This is a genomic window from Mucilaginibacter sp. cycad4, assembly GCF_034263275.1.
Taxonomy (GTDB): Bacteria; Bacteroidota; Bacteroidia; order Sphingobacteriales; family Sphingobacteriaceae; genus Mucilaginibacter.
Map to the genome: position 1 here is coordinate 1,349,446 of NZ_CP139559.1, position 13,260 is coordinate 1,362,705.

Here is a 13,260-nt window from a genome sequence, read left to right on the forward strand (position 1 = left end):
TTATAAATGTAAAAGGTAAGGTAAAATAAACCAGCTCATAATGAATCCGCCTGCCATAAAACAACAGGTCGCTATCAGCGATGGCCATTGCAGGCTCGAGATCCCCATGATGGCATGGCCTGATGTACAACCGCCGGCATACCTTGTCCCAAAGCCTACCAAAAAGCCGCCTGCCACTATAAAAATAAAACCTCTTAAGGTAAGCAACTCATCAAAACTGAAAATATCCTTCGGTAATAAGCCATTAAAATCTTTAACTCCCTGTTGTTGCAGCAATGCACGGGTTTGCGGGTTGATATTAACCGGATGATTAGCAGAAAGATATTGTGCAGCCAGGAGGCCTCCCAGAACAATCCCTGCAACAAAAAACAAGTTCCAGCTTTCTTTCTTCCAATCGTATTTAAAAAAGGGGATATTGGCCGGAATACATGCCGCACAGATATGCCTTAATGATGATGAGATACCAAAAGTTTTATTACCGATAATGAGCAGGGCCGGTACAACAAGGCCTATCAGCGGCCCGGCTACATACCATGGCCAGGGTTGGGTTATCAGATCCATAGTTACAAGTTAATACCCGCAAATATATCTAATGTAAATTGGCAAAATGCCAATCAGGTTGGCATGTAATTGTGATTCATACAATTTTACTTTTTATTTGTTTTAACAATATTGTTACATATATTTACTGGCAATTATATACCCTGACAAAATTTCTTTTGGTGAAGAAGCTTATAGCGATACTCTTATTAAATGTACATCTGTTCAATTTGGGCGGATATAGTTTAGTATTTGAGTATTTTATTCATCAGTCCGAAGTGCAAATTGTTAAGGAGATCTATGAAAACAAGGTTGACGCTACCAAACTTGTTGAGATCAAGATCCCTGTACATCTTCCAAAAATCCACAGTTGGAATGGCTATGTCCGCGATCAGGGGCAACTGCAGTTAAAAGGTGTTTACTACAACTATCTGCGGTATAAAGTTACACAGGATACCATGTCATTTATTTGTATAGCCAATAGCGTTAAAACCCGTTTGGTTAATGCAAACCTCATTATTGCCAAAGAAATAAGCGATGTGCCCCTAAGTAAAAAGGCACATGATTCATCGCAAAAAAAGATAAACGCCGGGGGCGAATACAGCTTCCAGGTTATGCACTACCAATTCTTATCTTACGGAAGGATATTAAAGGTAAAACCACGCCCTATAGCCTACCATGTAAATTCACCCTTCATCGAGTCGCCCGGTAAACCGCCAAACTTTGCCTGCTGATTGTTGCCTGTAAATTATGAGTTAAATTGATTTGTGTGCCTGCACTTTAAGGATACAAACCGTTTTTATCATTTTGCTGTTTGAACTTGCACATCACCTGTGCTGATTTAAGGTACAACAGTTTCTTTACGGCTTTGATCATGCTCCTTAATGCTGATGCATTGTCAATCATCGGTTAAAACCGATTTGATAGTGCTAAACCGGCTTGTTAAACCACTTTATTATTAGCTATTACCCTTATTATTTAAAACGTAATGAAATTTATGTCGCTGTATTTTTACAGATGTTGTATAGTAGTTTCTTTTTTATTGGCTATTGCGCAATGTGCCAAAGCCCAAACCGATGCTGATGCATTGATGATCCCTAAAAATTATTTTTGTGCTGCCGCAGTATATACCCATGGGAGTTGGGACCATTACTGGGAAGGTACTTTTAAACGGGATAATCCAAATTTGGGCACTGTAAGCACAAACGTTTACAGCCTGGGTGGTAATTATGGTCTTTCAAACCGCATCAACCTGCTGTTCATGGTGCCTTACGTAACCACCAATGCTTCGGCCGGTACTTTACGTGGTGAAAAGTCATTTCAGGACCTTATGGTTTCGTTTAAATGGATGGCCGTAAAAGAGGAGATAGGCAGCGGTTTGTTTAGCGTTCATGCTATAGCTACGGGTTCATTGCCTTTAGCCAATTATCAAGCCGATTTTTTGCCTTTATCTGTAGGTTTGCATAGCAAAAGCGTAGCCTTACGTGCCTTGCTTAACTATCAAACAGGCAGGTTCTTTGTGGCAGGCTCAGGCCAGTACATTCGTCGTGATAATATTACTATCGACAGAAACTCATATTATACAACCGAAATGCATTACACCAACGAGGTGCAGTTACCAAACGCTACCAACTTTATGTTTAGCAGCGGTTACCGCAGCCTTAAATTTAATGCCGAAGCTACGTTTACAAAAATTACGAGCACAAGCGGCTTTGATATCCGTAAAAACGATATGCCTTTTCCAAGTAACCGCATGAATAGCACTGCTGTTGGTTTAATATTGAAATACAGCTTCCAGTCTATCAGCGGACTTGAGTTTACTGCAGGCGGTAACTATGTTTTAAACGGACGTAATGTAGGCCAAACCCGGTCGGGATTTGCAGGTGTGTACTATGTGTTTAGCACCAAAAAGGAGAAGTAATTAGCGGTTGGACAATCAATGATCAATGAAATGAAAAAAACGATACTTAATATATTCACAATAACAGTGTTGGCTGCGGCAACGTTTAGTTCGTGCAGGAAAGATATTTTAGACCGGACTGCGCTGTACCCGGCGCTTAAGCCATCAAACCTGGACCTTACTGCCGATACCTGGAACCCCGTGCTGGTTAAAGATTTTAGTGTGTTAAGCGTGTCCGCGCCTGATGCAGTTACATCGCCGGCCTATGTGGCCGATCTGAACGAGATCAAAGGATTACAAAAAAACCTGACCAGTGATCAGCAGTCAAAGATCCAATACTGGAGTGCTGGCTCTGTATTAAGGTGGAACGAGATTTTGCGCGAACTGGTAGCCAAACATAACATACCGCCATACCAAAACCCTGATGGTACTTATCCTGCTCCAAACTCAGCCAATCCTTTTAACTACCCTGAGTTTCCGTTCTCTAACCCGCCTTATGCTGCACGTGCCTACGCTTATGTAAGTGCTGCACAATATGATGCGCTGGTAGCTGCGTGGCACTTCAAAAACATTTATAAACGTACCGCACCGTATAAAAACGATTCGGGTATTAAAGCGCTGATCCCGGCATCCGAACTGCCATCGTACCCAAGCGAGGATGCGGTAATATCTGGTGCCACATCTGAGATTATGAAGTTATTATTCCCTGCGGATGTAGCTTATATACAACAAAAGGTTGATGAAGAAAGATTATACAGGATGGCGTCAGGAGCTAATACCCGTGGCGAATTTACTGCCGGCGAATCGTTGGGCAGGCAGGTAGCTGCCATATTTGCCACCCGCGCCCGTAATGACGGTGCAGGCAAAGCTGGTGGTTCCCCTGCTATCTGGAAAAATTTTGAAACTATCACCGCTGCAAAAGGTGAGCAATTTTGGGTGAGCCTGGAAACCCCCAAAAGGCCGCCGATGCTGCCATTGTTTTCAAAGGTTGTTCCCTTTCTGTTTGATTCGACTGTCGTCGCTGCTATCAGGCCGCCTGCACCATATGCAACAAATTCGGCTGAGTTTAAAAAAGAAACAGAAGAGGTATTGTCATTCAGTAAAGACCATAGCCGCGATCATGAAGAGCTGGTTGCTTTCTGGGCCGATGGCGCCGGTACTTATACACCTACAGGTCACTGGAACGCTATTGCGGCCGATGAATTTGTAAAACAAAACTACAGCGAAATACGCTGGGCCCGTAACTTTGCACTATTGAACATGGCCGAAATGGACGCCGCTATTGTATGCTGGGATACCAAGTATTTTTATTTTAACCAGCGTCCGTCGCAGGCTAATCCAAATATCAAAACATTAACAGGTGTGCCAAATTTTCCGGCCTATACATCAGGTCACTCTAACTTTAGCGGCGCGGCGGCCACTGTATTAACGTATTTGCTGCCTGATAGGGGGACTAAGTTTACAGATATGGCACATGCGGCGGCTATGTCAAGATTGTACGGGGCTATTCACTACCGGAGCGATTGCGAAGTTGGTTTGGTAACCGGCAATAAAGTTGGACAGTACGCAGTTAACAGGGGTAAGGCCGATGGGGCCGACGCAAAATAACAGGATGTTGAATTGAGGACGAATAAACAATGCGCAGCTTAACAAACGATCAAAAAATATATCACACGCTTCGCCTGGCAGTAGCCATGTGTTTTATAGGGCACGGTTGCTTCGGTATTATTACCAAACAAATATGGTGTAATTACTTTGGTGTTTTCGGTATAGGTAAAGAAATGGCCTACACCCTCATGCCTTATGTTGGTACTGTAGATATATTAATGGGTATTTCCATGCTGGTTTATCCAACCCGCGCCATAGCCGCATGGCTGGTGGTTTGGGGATTGGCTACTGCATCTATGCGCCCATTGTCGGGCGAACCTTTTGCCGAGTTCATTGAACGTGCAGGCAACTACGGTGCACCGTTTGCATTGCTGTTGATACAGGGAGGGTTCCCAACAGGCAAAAAACAATGGTTTGCCCGTATGGATGATAACCTTAGTATCAATGCCGAAACCCTGGCTAAAGTTATTACCTGGCTAAGGGTATTTGCATTTATGTTGTTAACGGGCCACGGCTGGCTTAACCTTATCCAAAAGCAAGGTTTATTAAATCAATACCATGCACTTGGTTTTGCCAATCCGGCAAAAACGGCGCAGTTTGTTGGCTTATTTGAAGTGCTGGCTGCATTAACGGTGCTTATTCGTCCCTTTAAAAATATAATCCTCGTTTTTATTATATGGAAAATATCCAGCGAGCTCTTTTATCCAAAATACGAAATGTTTGAGTGGATAGAACGCGGCGGGAGCTATGGTGTATTGCTGGCCTTATGGTTTGCAGTTAAAAAAGCACCGGCTGGCTATATACTTTGGCCTTTTAAACATACATCACATTTAAGAGTAAGCTAAATCATCAAAACATAAAAAAACTTATTGTCCAGGGCGAAAATTCAGTCTGCCTTGTGAATCTATTATCTAAACAATTGCAAATGCATATTAATAATACAACTAATTTTATGAAAAACCTTTTACTAAAACTTATTTACATTACCACAATCTTCATGTTTGCAACCTTTGCAAAAGCAAATGCACAAGGCTGCGTAGCTATCAGGAGCACAGGTGGTTTATGTACAATGGATGAGCATCCGGACAGTATTACCAGCAGCGGTAGCTGGCTGTTAAACAGCAATAACCGCTACTTTCGTTCATATAAACACTTTGTTGGCACCAAGGAGCAAAAGCAACGTATTGCGCAGGGAACCAATGTTATTAACCATTCTTATACGCAGGATTTAACGTTAACACGCATTTTTAATAACCGATGGTCGTTTGCTGTGGATTTGCCTATAGTTGACAACAGCCGTTCATCATTATATGAACATGGTGGTAAAGAACGCCTGCAAACACATTCATTTGGTTTGGGTGATGTTCGTTTAACTGCCTATGCCTGGTTGTTAAACCCGGCAAAAGCCCGTCGCGGAAATATCCAGGTTGGTTTGGGCATAAAGCTGGCAACCGGAAACTATAATTACCAGGATTATTTTTATCATACAGCTGCTAATGATGCCAAAACGCTTGGCCCTGTTGATCAGTCTATTCAGTTGGGTGACGGTGGTACAGGTATCACTACCGAGATTAACACCTATTACAATTTTACGAAACGATTTGGATTATACGGCGGCTTTTACTACCTCATCAGCCCAAGGGAACAAAATGGTGTGTCATCAGCCCGCGGTAGTGTGCCAAGTTCCAAGGCGGTTGCTAATGGCAGCGATATTATGAGCGTGCCAGACCAGGTAATGATCCGCGGTGGTGCAAGTTATGGTATCAACAAGTTTGATTTTTCGGCCGGGGTGCGTTACGAGTGCCTGCCGGTGCATGACCTGGTAGGTGGCAGTAACGGTTTCCGCAGGCCGGGGTATATCATTTCTGCCGAGCCTGGTATTACCTATCGTGTTAAATCATTTTCAATTTATGCATTTGTACCTGTAGCCTTAAAACGCGACCGCACGCAAAGTGTACCGGATAAAATTTCAACCGGCTTAACTGGTGTCTATACCCAGGGCGACGCTGCATTTGCAGATTATGCCATTAACGTTGGGATAACCTTTAGAATTAAATAGAGAATTGGTTTTGTTGATTTTAAAGCCGGGATTGAGAGCCCCGGCTTCATTTAACCGCCGCTGATAAGGTGCAATTACATTTAAACAACATATTATGAAACATATTTTACAATTTCTTTTTTGTACAGCAATGTGCCTGCTGCTTACCTATACCAGTGTACATGCACAAGGCTGCGTTGCCATTAAAGGCGATGGCCCGTTTAGTAACATGGAACATACTACACAGGATACTTCATACAAAGGCTGGGAACTTACCGCTTCATGGCGTTATTTTAAATCGTTTCGTCATTTTAAGGGCAGCGACGAGCAGAAGCAGCGCCTGGTAATAGGTAACGAGGTGATCAATCATCAGCATACTGTTGATATAAACCTTACCCGTAATTTTAACCAGTATTGGTCTGTATCTGTTGGTGTACCGTACCTTGTTAATACCCGTTCTTCATTATATGAGCATGGCGGTAAAGAGCGCCGCAACTCATATTCGCAAGGTATTGGTGATGCCCGCATCGTTGTGAACAGGTGGTTGTTTGATAGCCGTAAAACCAAGGGGAACATCCAGGTTGGTTTAGGTATCAAGCTACCTACCGGCGATTTTAATTACAAATCGCACTTTTACAATGTTATTCCATCCGAGCGCCCTGTTGATCAGTCCATCCAATTAGGTGATGGCGGTTTGGGTATCATTGCCGAAGCAAACGGTTACCTGGGTTTTGGCAGCGGGTTTAGCGGGTATACTAACTTGTACTATATGAGCAATCCGCGTAATACCAATGGTACCCGCACTTACCGCGAAACCCTGAGCGCAACGCTGGCTAACGAAGCCATTTCAAGTGTGCCCGATCAGTACCTGGCCCGTTTAGGTGTTAACTATACCATAGCGCATGTGTTCACCATATCGGCAGGTGGCCGTATTGAGGGGATCCCAGTTCATGACCTGATAGGTAAAAGCGATGCATTCCGCCGCCCGGGTTATATCATCTCTGCCGAGCCTTCTCTGAGCTATGCATTTAAAAGGGTAAATATTTTTGCCAGCGTGCCTATCGCCCTGAAACGTGACCGTACACAAAGTGTTACTGATAAAGAAAACTCGGTAGCCACCGGTAAATACGTAATCGGCGACGCGGCATTTGCCGATTACGCTATCAATTTTGGAGTGTCGTTTAAATTTTGAGATTATATATGCTACTTAGTTGATTTGGTGAAGCCGGGAGTGAGATCCTCGGCTTTTTTTATTTAACACTAATTTTTCCGAATTAAATTCTCTCCTGCGGGACAGCATTAGTGTAAAATTATTTTTTATGATACTTTTTTATTTAAAAACAATAGTTTTATGCCCATGAACACTCCCGATGAAAACTTTGCAGCGCTGGGTTTAAACCTGCCGCCTGCCCCAAAACCACTTGGCGTTTATAAACCATGTTTAGTTGATGGCAAATACCTTTACCTGTCGGGCCATGGTCCGGTACAGGATGATGCTTCACTCATTATTGGCCGCATTGGTGAAACAGTAACTCAGGAAGACGGTAAACTTGCCGCACAGCAGGTTGGTTTAACCATGCTGGCTACCATTAAAGCCAACATCGGCAGTTTTAATAAGATAAAACGTGTTATAAAAGTGCTGGGTATGGTTAACTGCACGCCTGAATTTGAGAAACATCCTTTTATCATCAATGGAGCCAGCGAACTTTTTGCCAAAATTTGGGGCGAAGAGAACGGCATAGGCGTACGCAGTGCGGTAGGAATGGGCTCATTACCTGATAATATCCCTGTTGAAATTGAAGCGCTGTTTGAATTAGTATAAAATAATTCAATACCATTTTCGTAGAGACGCAATTATGCAGCTCTGAAAAACTTGCCTGGCTACGACTTAGAACTTAATACTCCCGACTTAACCATGATCACTAACTGGTATAATATACAGGATATTGATAAGCTGGATACCCCAGCGTTGGTGGTTTATCCCGATAGGGTTAAAACAAACATAACCATGCTTACCGGCATGATTGATGATGTTGCCCGTTTGCGTCCTCATGTTAAAACGTATAAAAATGCCGAGGTTACCGCTTTGCTGCTTAACGCAGGCATCAGTAAATTCAAATGCGCTACCATTGCCGAGGCCGAATTGCTGGCCATGGGCAAAGCTCCCGATGTTTTGCTGGCTTACCAGCCCGAGGGGCCGAAGCTGCACCGTTTCATCAGGCTGATCCATGCTTATCCGCAAACGCGTTTTTCGTGTTTGGTTGATAACTCCGCGTCTGCAAAGGAGATCTCTGATGAAGCAGTAAGATTTAATGCTAATATCGATGTATACCTCGATCTGAACGTAGGTATGAACCGTACAGGTATAACCCCGGGTTTTGAAGCTCTTCAGCTTTATATGGATTGCGGCGTATTGCCGGGTATTAACCCCGTGGGTTTGCATGCCTATGATGGCCACATTCATGATGTGGATCTGCAGAAACGGGCCGAACGCTGTAATTTTGCGTTTGATCCGGTGTTTAAATTACAGCAAACTATAAAAAGTAAAGGTTACCCCGAACCGGTTATCGTAGCAGGAGGCTCACCAACTTTTCCTATTCATGCCAAACGTAATTATGTTGAATGCAGCCCGGGTACGTTTGTTTACTGGGATAAAGGTTACCAGATGGGGATGCCTGAGCAGGACTTTTTACCTGCCGCATTGGTTGTTACCCGGGTGATTTCCCTGCCCGGCCCAACAAAGATTTGTTTGGATGTAGGGCATAAGTCGATATCGGCCGAGAACGAACTGAGCAAACGCATTTACTTTTTAAATGCGCCCGGGCTTTACCCTGTAAGCCAAAGTGAAGAACATTTGGTGGTTGAGGCAGGTGATAATCATCAATATAATATAGGCGATGTGCTTTACGGCATTCCGCACCATGTTTGCCCTACGGTGGCGTTGTATGAGCGCGTTTATACTATTGAAAATGAAAACATCAGCGGCGAATGGCTTAACAAGGCCCGCGACCGCAAAATTACCATTTAAATACCCCTGACCATGTTTGTTATAGATGCCCACTTAGATTTAAGTATGAACGCCCTGGAGTGGAACCGCGATCTTACGCGTCCGCTGGCTGAGATAAATCAACGTGAAGAAGGGTTAACCGATAAACCCGACCGCGCCAAGGCTGTTGTTACTTTACCTGAATTACGCAAAGGAAATATTGGCCTGGTAGTAGCCACCCAGATAGGGCGTTACGTAGCACCTGGTAATCCCTTGCCGGGCTGGCACTCGCCAGAGCAAGCCTGGGCGCAAACACAGGGGCAGGTAGCCTGGTATAAGGCTATGGAGGATGCCGGCGAAATGGTACAGGTGAACGACTTGTCATCGCTCGAAAAGCATTTGGAGCTTTGGAACGACGGCGCATCTACAGATAAAAAGCCTATAGGATATGTTTTAAGTTTGGAAGGTGCCGATTCGATAGTGACCGTACAGCATTTGGAGCGGGCTTATAATTATGGCTTACGGGCTGTTGGTCCGGCACATTATGGCCCCGGCAGGTATGCCCAGGGTACAGATGCTACCGGGTACATGGGACCGAAAGGGCATGAACTGCTCAAGGAAATGGAGCGATTGAATATTATTTTAGATGCTACCCACCTTTGCGATGATAGCTTTTGGGAAGCACTCGATCATTTTAACGGCCATGTTTGGGCAAGCCACAACAATTGCCGTGCGCTGGTAAACCATAACCGCCAGTACAGCGATGAAATGATCAAAGCCCTTGTCGACCGCGGAGCGGTGATAGGAGCCGCCCTTGATGCCTGGATGATGGTGCCGGGATGGGTGAGGGGCGTATCCAACCCAAAAGGTATGAACTGTAACATGGAAGTTATGGTTGATCATATCGACCACATTTGCCAGATAGCCGGAAACGCCCTGCATGTAGGTATGGGTACCGATCTTGATGGTGCATTCGGTCGTGAGCAATGTCCTTATGACCTGGAAACTATTGCCGATCTGCAAAAAGTTCCTGACCTGTTAAAAAAACGCGGTTATACTGATGAGGATATCCAAAATATGATGCATGGTAATTGGCTGCGGTTTTTAAGGAACGCTTGGGCGTAAGTTCAGTTGGCAGTTTTTAGTTTGCGGTGGGCAGGTCCTGGTCGAAGTTTAGCAGCAGCCTAACTTCGATCTAAAACCGTGGAAGCATCTTGCTTCCGTATCAGGGTTGTAAGTTAGCGGATGTAAATCGTCTTCTGGTATCATGGTTAAGCTGAAAGCTTAACTCATTTTGTGACGAAGTTACGCTGTCGCCAACTTCGACAACGAATAAGAGCTTAATGTTTTAAAATGCAACATAGCTCAACGCAGCTATGTTTTGTACCCACCATAACTAAACGAATAAACAACCGTCAAATCCTGCCTATTCTTCATAATTAGGTAAAACAAACCTTAGGTTAACGTATTTTTACCTAATTAAATCTACTTTGCAAAACGCTTACCTTAAATTGGGGATAGTGTAAATTGCCATCTATACTATGAATGCAGAACAATCAAGGTTAAAGGATACAGGCTGGAAAAAGTGGGGGCCTTACGTGAGCGACCGCCAGTGGGGTACCGTACGTGAGGATTACAGCGCCAATGGTGATGCCTGGAACTATATAACCCATGACATGGCCCGCAGTAAAGCTTACCGCTGGGGCGAGGAAGGCATAGCCGGCATTTGCGACAGGCAGCAATACCTTTGCTTTGCAATTGCATTATGGAATAAGAAAGACCCTATAATTAAAGAGCGTTACTTCGGCCTCAGTAACCCTGAAGGTAACCATGGCGAGGATGTGAAGGAGATGTACTATTACCTGGATAGTACGCCCACGCACTCGTACATGAAAACGTTATATAAATATCCACAAAACGAGTTTCCGTACAAACGGTTGGTTGATGAGAACAAACGCCGTGGTCGCCAGGATCCGGAGTTTGAACTAATGGACACGAAGATCTTTGATCATAACGAATATTTCGATGTTTTTACTGAATACGCCAAAAGCGCCCAGGAAGATATCCTGATAAAAATAACTATCCATAATCGCAGTGATAAAGATGCGCCGCTTAATGTGATGCCTACTTTATGGTTCCGCAATACCTGGGGTTGGGGATATGATTCACGCAAACCTGATCTTTGTGCTTCTTCGGATAAGGTGATCAGTGTTTTTCATAAAGACCTTGGGCAGATGTGGCTGCACACCGAAGGAGAAGCTCAACTCCTGTTCTGTGATAATGAAACCAACTCGCGCAGGCTTTATAATTATGACGATGGCCGAAAGTTTTATAAGGATGGTATAAACGATTATATTGTTCATAGTGCCGATACGGTAAACCCTAAAAACATGGGTACCAAGGCAGCTATAAACTACGATTTGAATATCCCGGCCAAACGAAGCGTAACCTTACGCCTGCGCTTGTCTGAAGATGCTAACTATAGCTTCGAAGATTTTGACCAGGTTTTTGACGTTCGCCAAACAGAGGCCGATCAGTTTTATAATGATATCCACGGAGCTACCATGAACCCTGACCGCCGCCTTATTCAGCGGCAGGCTTTTGCAGGTATGCTTTGGAACAAGCAGTTTTTTTATACAGATGTTCGCCACTGGCTTAGCGGTGATAAAGGGATGCCGCCTCCGCCTGCACAAAGGCAAAAGGCCCGCAACAGTAAGTGGACGCATCTTAATACCCGCGATATTATTTCGATGCCCGATAAATGGGAATACCCCTGGTTTGCTGCCTGGGACCTGGCTTTTCACTGTTTGCCGCTGGCAACAGTTGATATGGCCTTTGCCAAAAATCAGCTGATTTTGCTTACCCGCGATTGGTATATGCATCCTAATGGCCAGTTGCCTGCCTATGAATGGGATTTTGGGGATGTTAACCCTCCGGTACATGCCATGGCCGTATGGAACGTTTATATAACTGATAAAGAAAACAATAACGGCAAAGGGGATACTTATTTCCTGGAACGGGTTTTTCATAAGCTAATGCTCAATTTTACCTGGTGGGTTAACCGAAAAGACCAATCGGGGAATAACATTTTTGAAGGGGGCTTCCTGGGCATGGATAACATCGGTGTTTTTGACCGTAACATGCATTTACCTTCCGGGCAGCATTTGGAACAGGCCGATGGTACCAGTTGGATGGCCATGTATTCGCTTAACCTGCTGCGCATTGCCACCGAACTTACCGAAACCGACAAAGCTTACGCTGATATTGCTTCTAAGTTTTTTGAACATTTCATTTATATTGTAGGGGCCATGTCAAACCTGGGCGAAAATAATGAAGGCCTTTGGGATGACGAGGATGGCTTTTTCTACGATCAGATCCGGTTTCCCGATGACGGTTCTATAAAAATGCGGGTGAGGAGCATAGTGGGGCTGATCCCCCTGTTTGCTACCGAAGTGCTGGATGAAAAAGACATTATGGAAAGCCCCGTATTTAAAGACCGCATGAAATGGTTTGCTGAAAATCGCCCTGATCTTGCATCGCTGGTTTCCCGTTGGAACGAGAAGGGAAGCAACGGCAAACACCTGATTAGTTTGCTGCGTGGTTACAGGATGAAATCATTGCTCAAATATATGTTGGATGAAAATGAGTTTTTGAGCGATTATGGGATCCGTTCACTTTCAAAGTATCACCTTAAACATCCTTATCATGTTTCGGTAAATGGAGTTGAATTTGGCATTACCTATGTGCCCGGCGAGAGTGACAGCGGTTTATTTGGCGGTAACAGTAACTGGCGCGGCCCTATCTGGATGCCGATCAATTACCTGATCATTGATAGTTTGCACAGGTTCCACATGTTTTATGGCGATGAGTTTAAAATAGAATGCCCAACCGGTTCGGGTAATTTCATGAACCTGAAGGAGGTGGCTAACGAACTTTATGCCCGGGTTTCCAAACTGTTTATGAAAAACGAAAATGGTGAGCGGCCGGTGTATGGCAGAAATTCAAAGCTGCAAGCCGATCCGCATTTTAAAGATCATATCCTGTTTTATGAGTTTTTTGACGGTGATACCGGCCTGGGACTGGGTGCTGCACATCAAACCGGCTGGACAGGCTTGATAGCCAATTGTTTGTATCTGGAGTAAAACTTATATGCCTCTCATCAGCTTTTTAACTAAACAATACCATGTA

At 44.2% G+C, this 13,260-nt stretch carries 12 protein-coding genes; 10 read left to right on the forward strand and 2 right to left on the reverse strand.

Annotation, left to right across the window (positions count from 1 at the left end):
* Nucleotides 1-561 carry a YeeE/YedE thiosulfate transporter family protein gene (locus SNE26_RS05670; RefSeq protein WP_321558396.1) on the reverse strand — a complete coding sequence of 187 codons (561 nt, stop codon included), beginning with the start codon at nt 559-561 and terminating at the stop codon, nt 1-3.
* 161 nt (nt 562-722) lie between these two features.
* Between SNE26_RS05670 and SNE26_RS05675 the strand changes: the two genes are divergently transcribed.
* Entirely contained in the window at nt 723-1,274 is a 552-nt protein-coding gene (locus SNE26_RS05675; RefSeq protein ID WP_321558397.1) for a hypothetical protein, read from the forward strand.
* 46 nt (nt 1,275-1,320) lie between these two features.
* Here SNE26_RS05675 and SNE26_RS05680 read toward each other — a convergent pair whose 3' ends face one another.
* Nucleotides 1,321-1,446 (reverse strand): hypothetical protein, encoded by a 126-nt coding sequence (locus tag SNE26_RS05680; RefSeq protein WP_321558398.1) that lies wholly within the window; start codon nt 1,444-1,446, stop codon nt 1,321-1,323.
* 91 nt (nt 1,447-1,537) lie between these two features.
* Here SNE26_RS05680 and SNE26_RS05685 point away from each other — a divergent pair, with 91 nt between their 5' ends.
* The 9 genes from SNE26_RS05685 (at nt 1,538) to SNE26_RS05725 (ending at nt 13,214) form a co-directional block, all read left to right on the forward strand.
* On the forward strand, nt 1,538-2,461 hold the full coding sequence (locus SNE26_RS05685; protein ID WP_321558399.1) for a transporter: 924 nt from the start codon (nt 1,538-1,540) through the stop codon (nt 2,459-2,461).
* A 30-nt stretch (nt 2,462-2,491) separates the two neighbouring features.
* Nucleotides 2,492-4,048 carry a phosphatase PAP2 family protein gene (locus SNE26_RS05690; protein WP_321558400.1) on the forward strand — a complete coding sequence of 519 codons (1,557 nt, stop codon included), beginning with the start codon at nt 2,492-2,494 and terminating at the stop codon, nt 4,046-4,048.
* Between the two features lie 29 nt (nt 4,049-4,077).
* Nucleotides 4,078-4,893 carry a hypothetical protein gene (locus SNE26_RS05695; protein WP_321558401.1) on the forward strand — a complete coding sequence of 272 codons (816 nt, stop codon included), beginning with the start codon at nt 4,078-4,080 and terminating at the stop codon, nt 4,891-4,893.
* Between the two features lie 107 nt (nt 4,894-5,000).
* Nucleotides 5,001-6,107: a hypothetical protein gene (locus SNE26_RS05700; protein ID WP_321558402.1), complete on the forward strand. Its 1,107-nt coding sequence runs from the start codon at nt 5,001-5,003 to the stop codon at nt 6,105-6,107.
* Nucleotides 6,108-6,201: 94 nt separating this feature from the next.
* Nucleotides 6,202-7,278, forward strand: a complete 1,077-nt coding sequence (locus SNE26_RS05705; protein ID WP_321558403.1) for a hypothetical protein — start codon at nt 6,202-6,204, stop codon at nt 7,276-7,278.
* Nucleotides 7,279-7,443: 165 nt separating this feature from the next.
* Entirely contained in the window at nt 7,444-7,908 is a 465-nt protein-coding gene (locus tag SNE26_RS05710; RefSeq protein WP_321558404.1) for a RidA family protein, read from the forward strand.
* A 93-nt stretch (nt 7,909-8,001) separates the two neighbouring features.
* Nucleotides 8,002-9,114, forward strand: coding sequence for a D-TA family PLP-dependent enzyme (locus SNE26_RS05715; protein ID WP_321558405.1), 1,113 nt, complete (start codon nt 8,002-8,004; stop codon nt 9,112-9,114).
* Between the two features lie 12 nt (nt 9,115-9,126).
* Nucleotides 9,127-10,197 (forward strand): membrane dipeptidase, encoded by a 1,071-nt coding sequence (locus tag SNE26_RS05720; protein WP_321558406.1) that lies wholly within the window; start codon nt 9,127-9,129, stop codon nt 10,195-10,197.
* Between the two features lie 416 nt (nt 10,198-10,613).
* Nucleotides 10,614-13,214, forward strand: a complete 2,601-nt coding sequence (locus SNE26_RS05725) for a glucosidase (RefSeq protein WP_321558407.1) — start codon at nt 10,614-10,616, stop codon at nt 13,212-13,214.
* The last annotated feature ends 46 nt before the right edge of the window (nt 13,215-13,260 follow it).

What these genes read in the sequence shown, in the direction of transcription:
- SNE26_RS05710 (WP_321558404.1), top strand. Translation starts at nt 7,444, where the DNA reads ATGAACACTCCCGATGAAAACTTTGCAGCGCTGGGTTTAAACCTGCCG.
- SNE26_RS05725 (WP_321558407.1), top strand. Translation starts at nt 10,614, where the DNA reads ATGAATGCAGAACAATCAAGGTTAAAGGATACAGGCTGGAAAAAGTGG.
- SNE26_RS05680 (WP_321558398.1), bottom strand. Translation starts at nt 1,446, where the DNA reads ATGATTGACAATGCATCAGCATTAAGGAGCATGATCAAAGCCGTAAAG.
- SNE26_RS05690 (WP_321558400.1), top strand. Translation starts at nt 2,492, where the DNA reads ATGAAAAAAACGATACTTAATATATTCACAATAACAGTGTTGGCTGCG.
- SNE26_RS05685 (WP_321558399.1), top strand. Translation starts at nt 1,538, where the DNA reads ATGTCGCTGTATTTTTACAGATGTTGTATAGTAGTTTCTTTTTTATTG.
- SNE26_RS05720 (WP_321558406.1), top strand. Translation starts at nt 9,127, where the DNA reads ATGTTTGTTATAGATGCCCACTTAGATTTAAGTATGAACGCCCTGGAG.
- SNE26_RS05670 (WP_321558396.1), bottom strand. Translation starts at nt 561, where the DNA reads ATGGATCTGATAACCCAACCCTGGCCATGGTATGTAGCCGGGCCGCTG.
- SNE26_RS05695 (WP_321558401.1), top strand. Translation starts at nt 4,078, where the DNA reads ATGCGCAGCTTAACAAACGATCAAAAAATATATCACACGCTTCGCCTG.
- SNE26_RS05705 (WP_321558403.1), top strand. Translation starts at nt 6,202, where the DNA reads ATGAAACATATTTTACAATTTCTTTTTTGTACAGCAATGTGCCTGCTG.
- SNE26_RS05715 (WP_321558405.1), top strand. Translation starts at nt 8,002, where the DNA reads ATGATCACTAACTGGTATAATATACAGGATATTGATAAGCTGGATACC.
- SNE26_RS05700 (WP_321558402.1), top strand. Translation starts at nt 5,001, where the DNA reads ATGAAAAACCTTTTACTAAAACTTATTTACATTACCACAATCTTCATG.